Here is a 14,471-nt window from a genome sequence, read left to right on the forward strand (position 1 = left end):
GGTCTCCGTCAGGCGGCCTTCTTGCCGCCGAGGTAGAGTTCCTGGATACGCGGGTCGGACAGCACCTGGGCCGCCGGACCTTCGATGAGGGTACGCCCGAGATCGAGCACGACGCCGAAATCGGCATTCTTCAGGCCCATCAGCGCGTTCTGCTCGACGAGAAGGACCGTCACGCCCTCCTCCGACATCATCTTCATGATGTTGAACATCTCCTGGACGATCTTCGGCGCGAGCCCGAGCGAAGGCTCGTCGAGCATGACGATCTCCGGCTTGATGATGAGCGTGCGCGCCATGGCGAGCGTCTGCTGCTGCCCGCCGGACATCGTGCCGGCATGCTGGTCGGCGCGCTCGCGCAGGATCGGGAACCGATCGAGGATGCCATCGACACGCCGGTCGAGTTCCTTGGAATTGTTCAGGATGAAACCGCCCATGCGCAGGTTTTCCCGCACCGTCATCTTTGGGAACAGCGCGCGCTCCTGCGGCACGAAACAGATGCCCTTGCGCAGAATCTGGTCGGGACGCAGCCCGTTCAGCCGTTCGCCCTTGAAGATCACGTCGCCCTGGCGGATCGACAACATGCCGCAGATCGCCTTCAGCAGCGTCGACTTGCCGGCGCCGTTCGGGCCGATGATGCAATGGACCTTGCCGGGTACGACGGTCAGATGCGCGCCATCGAGGATCGCGGGGCCGTCGCCATAGCCGGCGGTGATGTTGGTGACTTCAAGAAGTTTCGTCATCACGCGGCCTCCGTATCGAGAACACCGCCGAGATAGGCATCGAGAACGGCCGGGTCCTTCTGGACGACATCGGGCGTGCCCTCGCAGATGACGCGGCCCTGCGCCATAACGACGACCCTGTGAGAAAGCCGCATGATCAGCTCCATGTTGTGTTCGACGATCAGCACCGTCAGCCCCTTGGCGTTGAGCGCGCGGATGTGACCGACGATCTCTTCCATCAGCGACGGGTTGACGCCGCCGGCCGGCTCATCGAGCAGGATGATCTTCGGGTCGGACATCAGGAGTGCTGCGAGATCCATCAACTTCTTCTGGCCGTAGGACAGGTTGTGGCCGTCCTCGTAGGCGATACGGGTGATGCCGAGAAAGTCGAGGATACCCATCGCCTTGTCCTTCTCGCGCGGCGAGACCGCCGGCTGGAAGAGACCGCGGATGCCCTCGACGCGCGACTGGACGATGACGTTCTCGAGCACCGTCATGTCGGCGAGATTGCGCGAAATCTGGAAAGTGCGGCTTAGGCCCTTTGCCGTGATTTTGTGCGGGCGCAGATGATCGATGCGCTCCCCATCGAGCCAGACCTCGCCCGATGTCGGGGCGAGCGTGCGGCTGATACAGTTGAACGCCGTCGTCTTTCCGGCACCGTTCGGTCCGATCAGCGCCGTGATGGAACCGCGCTCGACCTTGAACGTGGCACCGTCAACGGCCTTGATGCCGCCGAAATGTTTGCAAAGGTTCTTCACTTCGAGCACAGGCTCGACCTCCCTGTCCATGTCTGCCAGATGGGCGCGGCTGGTGGGGGACGGCGCATGGCGCCATCCTCCTGATGCCTCCGGTCAGAAACCGGCCTTCGGGTACTTCATCGAAACGACGCCATCGAACTCGCCGGTCGGATAGACGAACTTCATCTCACCGTCCTGCCACTGCGTCATGATGTGGCGCTTGTCTTCCGGCAGACCGATCTCGTCCCACGAGAAGTTGCCGAGTACGGTGCGCACGGGCTCTGCCTTGGTACGGGCGTTCAGCCATTCGCCCATCTTGGCATTGTCGGTCGAGCCTGCGCCCGTGATCGATTGCTCGATGCCCTGGCAGACGGCAAACGGGATGGCGCTATCCTCGTCCGGCTCCACGCCGTATTCTTTCTCGAAGGCGGCGACGAAATCGGAGTTGTTGAACGGCTTGCCTGCGAGCGTGCCCTGGAAGTTCACGTCCTTGTGCCAGGTCGTGTGGATGACAACGCCCTCGGCCGATTCTTTGCCGACACCCTCGATGAATTCGGTCTGCGCACCCTGGCTAAGATAGACGAACTTCGGCGTGGCGCCGACCGTCTTCAGCGCGCGGGTGAGTTGCACGGCCTCTTCGGCCGATGCCGTCAGACCGATGATCATTTCGGCGCCGGACTGCTTGATCGAGTTGGCAAGGTTCAGCCAGTCGTTGAAGCCGTCTTCCGGCCACTTCTCTTCCATCACGACCTCGATGCCGGCATCCTTGAGGTAGCCCGGCGCGAGATCGGCGATTTCCTTGTCGTTGGCCGGATCGATGACCTTCTGGCCGAGGAGACCGGTGGCAATCGCGTTGGCGAAGAAGTCGTCGGCATGGACGACGGCAACCGACTTCGGCGCCTGGTCGGCCGGAATCTGCTCCTTCATCAGCGCGATCAGATCCTTGCCGGTATATTCAGCAGCGTTGACCTGGAAGTAGAAGAGGTTCTTGAAACCCTGCGAATAGATGCGTAGCGCGCCGCCCGACGGAATGGGGTGCACCATGTTGTATTTCGACAGAACGTTGCCGACCGGGAAGGTCAAGCGGCTGGAGAAGGTGCCGTAGACCGCGTTGACCTTGTCGACGTTGATGAAGCGCTCATACTGGTTGATGGCGGTCGCCGGATCGGAACGGTTGTCGCTGACGATCAACTCGACCTGCTGGCCGAGAAGGCCGCCGGCTTCGTTGATCAGCTTGTTGCAGAGTTCGTAGCCACGCTTATGCTTCTCACCGCTGACGGAGAGACCGCCGGTAATGGGCAGCGACGCTCCGATGCGGATCGTTTCGGCATAGGCTGCGGTCGTCAGGAATGCGGCGGCTGTCGTCGCCAATACCAATTTCGCCTTGTTCATAGTCTTGCTCCTCCCCAGGGCAATCGATTGCATAAACACCAGTCATAGATCCATACGCCGGACCAATCCGTTGCGTACGCCATTCCGGCCGTGCCATCGGGTCTCCTCCACCCAGTATCACGACCCCATGCAGGTAAGCCGTATCGCCTTGCGCAATCGTTCGCGCAATCGATTGCATGAAACAAAGCAAATTTCCTGATGGACGTCAAGAACCTGAATGCAATCGATTGCGAAATTTCTCGTCTTTGGGTATTGAACATTAGGAACGGTGCGAATGAATGCTCAAGAAAAGAACCACGCTCAAGGACATCGCGAGAGAGACTGGCGTACATGTCTCGACAGTGTCGCGCGCGCTGGATCCCGCGACCCGGTCGGCCATCACCGCTGAAGTCGCGGAAAAAATCCAGTCCGCCGCCCTAAGGCTCGGCTACCGGCCGAACCGCATTGCTGCAGGACTTCGCACCAACCGGACGATGACGGTGGGTGTGATGATCCCGGACATTACAAACGTCATCTTCCCACCGATCCTGCGCGGCATCGAAAGCGTGCTGGAGCCGCTCGGCTACGCCTCGATCATCGTCAACACCGACAGCGAGAAGGAACGGGAAAGCCGGCTGGTCGACGTTTTGCGCGACCGTGGCGTCGACGGCATCATTCACGCGGCGGTGCTGCGGAGCGACCCTTCCATAGCACGGGCGGCGACCGAAGGCCTTCCGGTGGTGACGCTGAACCGCATGGTCGAGAACTCGCAGATTCCCTACATCATCAACGACGAAGATGCCGGCATCTGCGAGATGCTGCGCCATCTGCGCGACTTCGGACATCGCCACATTGCCCACATCGCCGGCCCGCAGGACCTGTCGACCGGCCAGCTTCGCCTGGCCGCGTTCCGCAATGCCTCCCGGAAACTCTCGATCGAGTTCAGTCCGGATCTCGTTGTAACAGCCCGGCGTTTCGACGAGAGGGAGGGCGCGCGCTGTGTTCAGGAGCTGTTGGCGTCTCGCAAGAAATTCACCGCAATCCTGTGCGCCAACGATCGTCTCGCGCTCGGCGCGATCGATGAATTGCGCGAGCGGGGCATCGAGTGCCCCCGCGAGATCTCCATCACCGGCTTCAACGACATGCCGTTCCTTGATCTGATCCGCCCCAGGCTGACAACCGTCCGGATACTTCAGCACAGTGCCGGTCGTACTGCGGCAACCGTGCTGTTGCAACTGATGAATGGCGAGACCGCCGAAAACATACCCATGGAAACAATCCTTCCCGTCGAGATCATTGTCCGCGAGAGCACCACACAGGCCAGGCCGGACGATCCGGAACCGCGTAGGTGAGACCTACGACACGAGAACAACCTAACATCACCGGAAACAGCTCGGTGCCAATACTCGAGCGACTGAACGCATGATCGTCTATCTAGAAAGGATGATGGCGAGTAGTCGCCAGGAAGCGCCTAAAAGAAGGTCCCAACGCGCTCCGGGGAGCCTTCCAGGGCGTGGGCCACGAACTCCAGCGCTCCCTTCCGTTTCGGTCGTGAAATCGGCCCGCCGAGGCACACCCTGACAGCTTCTGTTGCAGGCCCTTCCATCGTGAAAGCGTCGCTCGCGACCACCCCGAGCCGGGATGTCCGCATATGCGAGCCAAAGTCGAACGGGTCCAGCCCTGCCCCAGCGGCAGCCAGAATTGAAACTGATCGGATCCGCCTGGTAGCTGCCGGCCGGGAGGATTTTCGCAACCGGATCCTGGCGCGCTGCCGCCTCGGCGCGAATGAAGAGCAGGATAGCGTCGGCTGTGCCGGACGATAGAAATCGCCCGGCGTCTTGGAGAAGCGCGGGAAGATGTTGTGCATGGGAAGCGATCCGAGCTCCTCGTCCGGCGCCTCCACCAGGATTTCACGCTCGATGAAGTGCGGATACTCGACGATCTTGCTGATGTTGTAGACCGGCCCGACGGTGATTTCGTGCTTGCGGAAAAAGGCGAGGTTCTCGTCGAGGGTGCGCTCCCGGATCCATCCACCGACGACTGCATCGACTTCATGGCGGTGCTTGAAACGCTCCGCATTCGTGCTGTAGCGGGGATCGCATAGCATGTCCTCGCGCCCGATCGCCCGGAACAGACGGGTGACCATGGTGGGTATGGAGGCGGACATGGCCACCCAGCGATCGTCGCTGGTCTTGTAGATGTTGCGGGAAGACGATGTGCTGGAAGCACTTCCGACCCTTTTCTTCACGGTCCCGGTCAGTCTGTAGCGCGAGGCCAACGGGCCGAGGGTGGCGTACATCGGCTCCAGAAGTGAAAGGTCAATCACCTGGCCGGAGCTGCCCTTGGCGTCCCAATGGTAGAGAGCCATTATCATGGCCATGGCGCCAGTCAGGCCCGTGACGTTGTCGGCGAGCGCCAAAGGCGTCAGCACGGGTTCCCGATCCTCGAAGCCGGACCGTTCGGCATAGCCGGACATCGCCTCAACGAGAGTTCCAAACCCGCCATAGGATCGATACGGGCCGGTCTGGCCAAAGCCCGATATGCGCAGCACGACAAGGTGCGGATTGCGCTTTAGCAACAGGTCGGGGTGCAGCCATCGTCTCCAGCGTACCCGGCCGGAAGTTCTCGACCAGACCGTCGGCCGTCTCGACAAGCTTGAGCAATATCTCCCTGCCGCGTTCGCTGCGCAGATCGAGCGTGAGGCTTCGCTTGTTGCGGCTGTATTCCTTCCAGTGGAGCGCTACCCCTGCCCCATGCCACTTCCGGAAAGGATCTCTATCCTGCGTATTCTCTATCTTTATAATATCTGCGCCAAAATCCGCGAGCTTTAGAGCTATTAAGTTTCCGGCGACAATTCTTGAAAGATCAATTATTCGAATTCCTTCAAGCATAACCGAATTTGTAGAGGAAAATTCCTTTTTGAGAATTCCACACGCCTCTCCCGAAGCGATTATGTTTATTTATAGCTATAGGAAAGCTATTTTTCGTTTCATTCTAGGTGGGCAACAAGAGGCTTCAAATGAAATATTATGGGTTCGGGTACAATCTGGCGTTATGAGGACGCCATGACCACCGACAGCAAAGGAGGATGGCTTTCATCACACGCTAAGGCGGCGCGGCAGACATTTCGGTCCTCGAGCACACTCCGCGAAACCGTCCGTTTTTGAGCCAGACTTGGAGGCCAGAAACTGCGACCCCGTAGGGGAAATGCTCAACGGGAACCGGAATACGGACGAATCGGTGTCGAATGCGCCGGATACTTGAGCGGAAATTGCGAAAGATCACAGCAACAAATGCACGCATTGCCTTAGCCATAAAAAGACGGATAATGCTGCACTATGAAGCGCTTCAAGACGAGGCGACATCTACAACGCTTCGTCTCCATCCATGACCCGATTGCCAACTTGTTTTACATCCTCCGCCACGACATCTCCTCCGGCCATCATCGCGAATTCATCGGCGATGAAACTGTGGGCGAAAATCGCCCAAGTGTACCGACAAACTCGGCCGGCGTCATGGCCTGTCCTCGTTGCCGTTAAGTTGACGATGCCACATGCAGCGCTTCTACCGGCTGACGGGGACGCGCGACCTGTTCGGCACCGCGCTGATGGTGCGCGAATGGGGCCGTATCGGCGTCTTTTCGCGCGAGCGGGTGGAGGCGAAGCGGAGTTTGGCGGAGGCTAGGCGGGATGCGGAGCGGCTGGCCGCGCGGAAATGCCGGCGGGGGTATGTGCCGGTGGGAGACCGTTGACACCTGTCAACACTCCGTCAATGCGGCTGGCTGCGGTGGAAGAAGTGCAGGAACAATTCCCGCTCGGTGGTGATGTCGAGTTTTTCGTAGATGCGGGCGCGGTGGTTTTTTACCGTGCCGGAGGCGATGCCGAGGCGGGCGGCGATGGTGGCGGTGGGGTGGCCGTTCAGCACCAGCTCGACGAGTTCCAACTCGCGGGCGGACAGTTCCGGCCAGAGGGCGGCGGCGATGACCGGGCCATTGGCGGGCACGGCGCCGGGCGCCGTGGGGGTGGCGCTGCGGCTGTAGGAGGGCTGGCGGGTTTTCGTGTCGAGCGCGTGCAGGGCGGCGAAGACGGAGAAGCGTTCGTTGAGCAGGTCCACGTCGGCATCGCGGAAGGGCTGGCGCGAGCGGTCGAGGAAGATGCCGAGGCACCAGTCGTCGCCATCCTCCAGCAGCACGCCGATCTCGTCGCAGATTTCCGACTGAGCGAGAAACTCGGCGATGTAGCGGCCGCGTTTCATGCGGTCGCTCGCAAGGCTCTTCAAGGGCACGATGCCGGTGCGCCGCTCGCCGCGCCAATGGGCGTAGAAGGGGTCGAAGACATAGTAGGTTTCGAGGTAGCGCGCGACCATCTCTTCCGAATAGCCGCGGTGCTTGACGAATTCCGGCCGGCGGGTCGCCGAATAGCGCGTGACGGTGATGAGGTCGGGCGAGACGACGGCGCCGATCATGTCGATCAGCCGGTCGACGTGCTCGTCCGTTCCCGTCGCGGCGATCGCGACGGCAAGGTTTTGCCAAAACTCTGCGCGCATGCTCTGATCTAGCATCCCCCTGCCCCGCCGTCATTGTGCCTTTCGGCATATGGCGCCCCGCCCTTGCCCGAGCCTAGTCTTCCCCCATCGAAAGTCTCGGAGGGCAAGGACTTGGAAAACCCGATTGTGATTGGCATCGACGCGGGCGGCACCATGACCGACACGATCCTCGTCGATCGTCATGGACACTTCAAGATCGGCAAGGCGGCAACGACGCCGAAAGACGAGGCGGAGGGTTTTGTCGCCTCCTCCCTTGACGCGGCCGAGGCCTGGGGCATTTCGCTGGAAAGCCTGTTTTCGGGCGTCGACGTCGTGCTCTATTCCGGCACCGGCATGCTCAACACGCTGCTGTCGCGCACCGGCCGCAGGCTCGGCCTTATTACCACCAAGGGCATGGAAGACATGATCCTGATGGGCCGCGGCTTGCAGGCCTGGGCGGACTATTCCTATGCCGACCGGCTGCACGCCGTCACCCACCATCACCCCGATCCCCTCGTGCCGCGCCGGCGCACACACGGCGTGACGGAGCGCATCGACCATTTCGGCGATGTCGTGCTGCCGCTCTACGATGCCGATGTGGTGAAGGCCGCGCGCGCGCTGATCAAGGACAAGGTCGATGCGATCTGCATCATGACGATCTTCTCCCATGTGAACCCGGTGCATGAAAAGCGCATCGCGGAAATCTGCCGCGAGGAGGTCGAAAAGGCCGGCGCGGAGATCACCGTCTATACCAGCCACGAGGTGCGTCCTGTCATCCGCGAACAGTCGCGGCTGAACTCGGTGCTGATCGAGGCCTATGCGACGTCGCGCGGCCGCAAGCAGCTGCGCGGCATCGAGGATGCCTCGAAGAAATACGGCTTCAAATATGGCGTGCAGACGCTGCTCTCCTTCGGCGGCCTCACCTCGATCAACCACCCTCGCCTGCACGAGACGATGATCTCCGGCCCGATCGGCGGCATCCTCGGCGCGGCCTATATCGGCAAGCTGATCGGCAATGACTCGCTGATCTGCTCCGACATGGGCGGTACCTCCTTCGACATGGGCGTCATCTCGCGCGGCCAGACCCGCATCGAGAACGAGCCGCTGATGGACCGCTTCAAGCTGAACGTGCCGACGCTGCATCTCGATACGATCGGCGCGGGTGCCGGCATGATCCTCAAGGTCGATCCGCTGACCCGCAAAATCTCGCTCGGTCCGGAAAGTGCGGGCTCCGATCCGGGACCGATCTGCTTCGACCGCGGCGGCACCGAGCCGACCATTGCCGACTGCGACGCCATCCTCGGCCGGCTCAATCCGGATTATTTCCTCGGCGGCAAGGTCAAGCTCCAGGTCGAGAAGGCGCGCGCGGCCTTCAAGGAAAAGTGCGCCGATCCGCTCGGCGTCGGCGTGGAGGAAGCGGCCGAAGGCATGATCGAGATGCTGGAGGCGGACGCCAACAATGCGCTGCGCCGCGTCATTTCCGGCCAGGGCATCCATCCGTCGGAATTCACGCTGCTCTCCTATGGCGGCTCCGGGCCGCTGCATCTGGCCGGCTGCTCCAAGGGCATCGGCTTCAAGGACATCATCACCTTCCAGTTCGCCGCCGGCTTCTCCGCGTTCGGCTGCACCACGGCGGATTACATGCGCCGCCACTCGGTCTCCACCCAGATCGACATCTCGGCGCGCGCCACGGAAGACCGGCTCGTTGCCGCCGGCAGCCAGATCACCAAGGTCTGGAGCGATCTCGAAAGGGCCGCGGTCGATGAAATGCTCGCCGACGGCCATGCGCGCGAGAAGATCAAGACCGTGCCCTTCTTCATGGCGCGTTATACGGGCCAGCTCGAAGACGTCGAGGTCATCGCGCCGTTGCCAGCTGTCAACTCGGCCGACGACATGCGCGCCGTGCTCGCCCAGTTCGAGGAGGTCTATGCCAAGGCGAACCACCGGGTCTCGAAATATGGCGAGGCCGGCTTCTCGCTGATGGAGCTCGGCGTCATCGCCACGGCCGACAAGATCAAGCCGACGCTCATCCGCCGGCCGCTCGGCACCGCCAATCCGGCGAGCGCCCACAAGGGCACGCGCGAGGCCTATATCGGCGGGCGCTGGCACAGGGCCAATCTCTACGAAATGGACCTGCTCGAACCCGGCCACGAGGTGACCGGCCCGGCCATCATCGAGCATCCGGCCACCACGCTCGTCGTGCATCCGAACGACCGCGTCTTCATCGATGAGTGGACGCTGCTCCACTATATTCACGCCTGAGCGGGAGACCGAAACCATGCTGGACAGAACCGCAAATCCCCTTCGCGAACGCCTCCTCGAATCCGAACGGCTGATGGAGGAAACCGGCTGCTACGACGGCATCACAGAGCTGACGCTGCGCCGGCAGGACCCGCTGAAATTCGAGACGCTGCACACCAAGCTGCGTGCCTATTGCGTCTCGGCGCGGGAAATGGCCCGGCGCATCTCGGCTTCGCCCGGTGTGCGCGAAGTGGGCGAGATGGTCGTCGCCATCTACACGCCGGAGGGCGACGCGATCGCCCTTTCCAACGGCATCATGGTGCATGTGCACACGATGAGCCGCTTCATCAAATGGATGATCAAGAACGGCTACGAGGAAAACCCCTGCATCCGCGACGGCGATATTTTCGCCAACAACGATGCCTTCATCGGCACCGTGCAGGTGCCGGACGTGATGGACGTCGTGCCGATCTTCTACGAGGGCACGCTGGTCGGCTGGGCGGGTGCTGTCTGCCACGAGCTGGAGGCCGGCGGCATCACACCGGGCGGCGACGTGTGCCTGGCGCAGGAGCGCTTCACCGAGGGCCTGTTCGTCTGCGCGGAAAAGGTCGGCGAGAACGACGAGATCCGCCGCGACTATGTCATCCGCTGCGAGCGGAACCTCCGCATGCCGATCTACTGGGTGCTGGACGAAAAGGCCAAGGTCGCCGCCTGCATCGACATGCGCGAAAGCGTCAAGCAGCTGATCTCCGAGGTCGGGCTGGAATACTGGCAGCGGCTTGCCAAGGAGTTCATCGAGGAGGGCAGGCGCGCCCAGCTCGCCCGCACCCGCCAGCTCACCGTGCCCGGCATCTATCGCGGCCACACCTTCTACGGCCATGTCACGGAGGGCAAGCCGGGCTTCCAGCCGCTCGGGCCGCCGAACTGGCTCTACAACATCCCGATCGAGATGGAGATCAAGTCCGACGGCAAGATCCGCATGGATTTCGACGGCACCCAGCCCTGGGGCTATCACTCGATGAACTGCACGCCGGCCGGCATGGATGGCGGCATGTTCGTGACGCTGACCCAGCACATGAATTTCGAGGGCCTGGTCAATGACGGCGCCTGGATGGCGACCGAGATCAACATTCCGCACGGCACCTGGACCAACCCGGACAACGAGATGGCCGCCACCGCCACCTCCTGGGCGCTGCTCTTGCCCGCCTACGGCGTCTTCCAGCGGCTCTTGTCGCGCGGCTTCATTGCCCGCGGCTTCGTCGAGGAGGCCTTCGTCGGGCAGGTCAACTCTCCGATGATCGAGATGGGCGGCACCAGCCAGTACGGCACGCAGTTCGGCATGGCGCATTTCGAATGCGCCGCCGCCGGCTCCGGGGCGCTTGCCATCAAGGACGGGCTGGACACGGCCTATGTCGGCTGGAACCCGGAATCCGACATGGGCAATATCGAGATCTGGGAACAGAACATGCCGATGGTCTATATCGGCCGCTCGATCGTGCCCAATTCCGGAGGGGCCGGCAAATATCGCGGCGGCTGCGCCTTCGCCTCCACCTGGCTGATCAACAAGACGGAGCACCTGCGCCTCGTCACCTCGGAACATTCCTCCCGCGTCTTCGACAATGGCGGTCTGTGCGGCGGCTACCCGGCGCCGACCTGCGAAAAGCACCATGCCGTGCGCGGCTCCGACATCTTCGAGAAGGCGGCAAAGGGCGAGGCGCTGGCGCACACGCCGGGCACCGATCCGCTCGTCTCGGATTTCGAACGCCGCTACAAGGGCGAGCAGGTCTTCGAGGAGGGGCCTTACATCACCAAGCCGCACAAGTCCGGCGATATCTTCAGCCATGCCTATAATGGCGGCGGCGGCTTTGGCGACGTGCTGGAGCGCGATCCGGTGAAGACGGCCTGGGATGTGGAAAACGGCTTCCTCACCCGCGAGGCGGCCGAGCAGGTCTTCGGCATCATCCTCAAGGACGACGCGGAGGGCTATCCGCTGGCCGATATCGATGCCACCGTGGCGCGGCGCGCCGAGATGCGCAAAGCGCGGCTCGCCAAGGCCATTCCGGTCTCCGAATGGATCGCCAGGGAGGCGACGCGCGTGAAGAAACAGGACTTTGCGCTGGAAGTGACGCGGATGTATCGCAGCGCGATGCAGCTTTCGCCGAGATTCACCCGGGAATTCAAGGACTTCTGGGGTCTCGACGCCGATTATGCCTTTGCCGGGGAGAAGTGAGCCATGAGTGCCTATTCCAAGGAAACCATCCGCGAACTGGTCGACGGCACGCTGCCCTGGCCGCAGACCCGCCGCATCATGAGCGCCTACAAGGACGACGACCGTTTCGCCAAATATATCAGCGTGTTGCAGGATCGCGTGGCCTGGGAGGACCCGATCCTGCTGCCTGTCGGCGACCGGCTCTTCATCTGCGACAGCGCCGAGGGGCGGGTGACGCGCTGCGAATGCGGCCATTCCTTCGGCGATTACCGCAAGAACTGGAAGCTCAACGCCGTGATCAGCGTGCGCAACACGGAAGAGAGCCTGCGCGAGATCTACCCCAATTCCGACCTGCCGGACCCGGAATGGATGGAGATCCGCGAGTTCTTCTGCCCGCAATGCGCCCACCTGCACGAGGTGGAGGCGGCCGCACCCGGCTATCCCATCGTGCATGATTTCCAGCCGGACCTCGAAGGGTTCTACAGGGATTGGCTGGGCACACCCTTGAAGGAGACGGCATGACGGAAAACCTGAAGGGCCGCAGCGCGGTCATCACCGGCGGGCTGACGGGGCAGGGGCTGGCGATCGCCGAGGCCCTTGCCGGGGCCGGCGCCCATGTCGCCGTCGGCTCCTTCGTGCGCGAGGCGGCGGGGCGGCAGGGCGACGCCGCCGCCTATCCGGACCCGGAAGAGATCGTCAGCGTGCGGGAACGGCTGGCCCGGCATGGCACCAAGGTGCATGCCGGGCATCTCGACGTGCGCGACAGCGCGGCGATCGCCGATTTCGCCGCTGCTGCGGAGGCAGCCTGCGGGCCGGCCGACATCCTCGTCAATGCGGCAGGCACCACGGCCGAACAGCCGGTCAGCGGCCATTCGGACGAGCTGTGGCTGAAGATCATCGACACCAACCTCAACGGCGCCTTCCGCATGATCCGGACCTACCTGCCGGGCATGATCGCGCGCAAATGGGGGCGGGTGATCAATATCGGCTCGACGGCAGCCACCGTCGGCTGGAAGGACAATCCCGCCTATTGCGCCTCGAAATCCGGCCTGCTTGGCCTGACCCGCTGCGTGGCGCTGGAGGGCGCGCCGCATGGCGTGACGGCGGTGATGATCAGCCCGACCTGGGTGGAGACGGAGCTGATGCGCCGCAATGTCCAGCAGGTTCTCGACCGGGAGGGCGGGGGCCGCACGCTGGAAGACGCCATGGCCGATATCGCCCGGCAGAACCCGCAGAACCGCATCATCCAGCCGAGCGAAATAGCCACCCTTGCCGTCTTCCTCTCGGGGGAGGGGGCCAGGGGCATCACCATGGAGAACATACAGATCTCGGGCGGCGCACTCTGGTGAGCCGCCTTTTTCGCGTTTGACGACCAAAACAACAAAGAAAGGGAACAGCAAATGCCAAGATATGTAATCGCAACGCTTGCCATGACTGCCGGACTGCTTTCGACCTTCGCCACCGCGCATGCGGCCGATCCGGAAAGCTGCAAGGCCGTGCGCTTCTCCGATGTCGGCTGGACCGACATCACCTCCACCACCGCCGTCGCCTCGGCGATCCTCCAGGCGCTGGGCTACGCGCCGGAGAGCAAGCTGCTCTCCATTCCCGTCACCTATACGAGCATGAAGAACAAGGACATCGACGTCTATCTCGGCGACTGGCAGCCGAGCATGGAGGCCGATCGCAAGCCCTTCCTCGAAGACAAGTCGATCGAGGTCTTCGGCCCGAACCTGACGGGCGCCAAATACACCTTCGCCGTGCCGAAATATGTCTCCGATGCCGGCGTCAAGGATTTCGCCGACCTGCAGAAATTCGCCGACAAATTCGGCAACAAGATCTACGGCATCGAGCCCGGCAACAACGGCAACCGCATGATCACCGAGATGATCGACAAGAAGGCCTTCGGCCTCGCCGACTGGGAGCTCATCGAAAGCTCGGAGCAGGGCATGCTGGCGGAAGTCGGCCGGGCGATCGGCGAAAAGCAGTGGATCGTCTTCCTCGGCTGGGCACCGCATCCGATGAACGCGGTCTACCAGATCGACTATCTCTCCGGCGGCGACGACTATTTCGGCCCCAACTACGGCGGCGCCGACATCTACACCAACATCCGCGCCGGCTACGCGGCCGAGTGCCCGAACGTCGCAAAGTTCGTCACCAACCTGCGCTTCACGCTGCCCATGGAAAACGAAATCATGGGCGCCATCCTGAACGACGGCAAGGACGCAGAGGCCGCCGCGACAGAATGGCTGAAGGCGCATCCCGACGCGGTGACGCCGTGGCTGGAGGGTGTGACAACGATCGACGGCAAACCGGCGGCGGAGGCGGTGGGCGGGTTGCTCAACGGGTGATGGTTTTGGTGGGGGGCTGGGTGAGAGGATGTCTTGAATCCGGCCCCTTTGGTGAATCGCTGGTTGCTAGGGGCTGCGGGTTTGTTGAATCCGCGCGTGCCAACAATACCCCCCTCTGTCCTGCCGGACATCTCCCCCACAAGGGGGGAGATCGAATCGTGGCTACGTCCCGCTAATCACTGCCGTTGCCGATGAAGTGACGCCCGCGCCGCCATCCAATCTCCCCCCTTGTGGGGAGTGTTTACATTGAACGCTTTTGAGATTCTGCTATGGGGGTGATTTGCGTGGAGGCAGGTGATGGATTGCCCGGGCTGTGGTGGTGTCG

Annotated in this window: 11 protein-coding genes and 3 pseudogenes; 8 read left to right on the top strand and 6 right to left on the bottom strand. The window is 62.4% G+C overall.

Going from position 1 to position 14,471, the window contains the following annotated elements; all coding sequences use genetic code 11:
• Positions 1–8 precede the first annotated feature (8 nt).
• The 3 genes from AC1Q6Z_RS34940 to AC1Q6Z_RS34950 form a co-directional block, all read right to left on the bottom strand.
• The gene (locus tag AC1Q6Z_RS34940; protein WP_439618793.1) at positions 9–737 is read right to left on the bottom strand and encodes an ABC transporter ATP-binding protein; all 729 of its coding nucleotides are present in this window, start codon (positions 735–737) and stop codon (positions 9–11) included.
• A complete protein-coding gene (locus tag AC1Q6Z_RS34945) occupies positions 737–1,504 on the bottom strand; it encodes an ABC transporter ATP-binding protein (RefSeq protein WP_492650722.1) in 768 nt (255 codons plus the stop codon). The genes AC1Q6Z_RS34940 and AC1Q6Z_RS34945 overlap by 1 nt, the downstream gene beginning before the upstream one ends.
• Positions 1,505–1,567: 63 nt before the next feature.
• A complete protein-coding gene (locus AC1Q6Z_RS34950) occupies positions 1,568–2,845 on the bottom strand; it encodes an amino acid ABC transporter substrate-binding protein (RefSeq protein WP_439618791.1) in 1,278 nt (425 codons plus the stop codon).
• Positions 2,846–3,123: 278 nt separating this feature from the next.
• On the opposite strand from AC1Q6Z_RS34950, the gene AC1Q6Z_RS34955 reads away from it, so the two are divergent.
• Positions 3,124–4,176, top strand: a complete 1,053-nt coding sequence (locus tag AC1Q6Z_RS34955; RefSeq protein WP_492650723.1) for a LacI family DNA-binding transcriptional regulator — start codon at positions 3,124–3,126, stop codon at positions 4,174–4,176.
• A 119-nt stretch (positions 4,177–4,295) separates the two neighbouring features.
• Here the strand turns inward: AC1Q6Z_RS34955 and AC1Q6Z_RS34960 are convergent.
• Positions 4,296–4,644, bottom strand: a pseudogene (locus tag AC1Q6Z_RS34960) (PLP-dependent aminotransferase family protein); the annotation flags it as partial.
• 38 nt (positions 4,645–4,682) lie between these two features.
• Positions 4,683–5,715, bottom strand: a pseudogene (locus tag AC1Q6Z_RS34965) (CaiB/BaiF CoA transferase family protein); the annotation flags it as partial.
• A 447-nt stretch (positions 5,716–6,162) separates the two neighbouring features.
• Here AC1Q6Z_RS34965 and AC1Q6Z_RS34970 point away from each other — a divergent pair.
• Positions 6,163–6,313: pseudogene (locus AC1Q6Z_RS34970) on the top strand (IS6 family transposase); the annotation flags it as partial.
• A gap of 64 nt (positions 6,314–6,377) precedes the next feature.
• Positions 6,378–6,575, top strand: coding sequence for a WGR domain-containing protein (locus tag AC1Q6Z_RS34975; RefSeq protein WP_492650724.1), 198 nt, complete (start codon positions 6,378–6,380; stop codon positions 6,573–6,575).
• A 17-nt stretch (positions 6,576–6,592) separates the two neighbouring features.
• On the opposite strand, the gene AC1Q6Z_RS34980 is transcribed toward AC1Q6Z_RS34975, so the two are convergent.
• A complete protein-coding gene (locus AC1Q6Z_RS34980; RefSeq protein ID WP_256120329.1) occupies positions 6,593–7,384 on the bottom strand; it encodes a helix-turn-helix transcriptional regulator in 792 nt (263 codons plus the stop codon).
• A 96-nt stretch (positions 7,385–7,480) separates the two neighbouring features.
• On the opposite strand from AC1Q6Z_RS34980, the gene AC1Q6Z_RS34985 reads away from it, so the two are divergent.
• From AC1Q6Z_RS34985 to AC1Q6Z_RS35005, 5 genes are read left to right on the top strand one after another with little or no spacing between them, the layout of a single operon-like run.
• Entirely contained in the window at positions 7,481–9,610 is a 2,130-nt protein-coding gene (locus tag AC1Q6Z_RS34985; RefSeq protein ID WP_492650725.1) for a hydantoinase/oxoprolinase family protein, read from the top strand.
• A gap of 16 nt (positions 9,611–9,626) precedes the next feature.
• Positions 9,627–11,819, top strand: a complete 2,193-nt coding sequence (locus AC1Q6Z_RS34990; RefSeq protein ID WP_439618786.1) for a hydantoinase B/oxoprolinase family protein — start codon at positions 9,627–9,629, stop codon at positions 11,817–11,819.
• 3 nt (positions 11,820–11,822) lie between these two features.
• Entirely contained in the window at positions 11,823–12,320 is a 498-nt protein-coding gene (locus tag AC1Q6Z_RS34995) for an acetone carboxylase subunit gamma (protein ID WP_492650726.1), read from the top strand.
• Positions 12,317–13,147: an SDR family NAD(P)-dependent oxidoreductase gene (locus tag AC1Q6Z_RS35000; protein WP_492650727.1), complete on the top strand. Its 831-nt coding sequence runs from the start codon at positions 12,317–12,319 to the stop codon at positions 13,145–13,147. The genes AC1Q6Z_RS34995 and AC1Q6Z_RS35000 overlap by 4 nt, the downstream gene beginning before the upstream one ends.
• Before the next feature lie 51 nt (positions 13,148–13,198).
• Entirely contained in the window at positions 13,199–14,146 is a 948-nt protein-coding gene (locus AC1Q6Z_RS35005) for a choline ABC transporter substrate-binding protein (RefSeq protein ID WP_492650728.1), read from the top strand.
• Positions 14,147–14,471: the final 325 nt, after the last annotated feature.

The sequence above is a fragment of the Shinella sp. GW835-FHT14H05 genome, assembly GCF_058793575.1.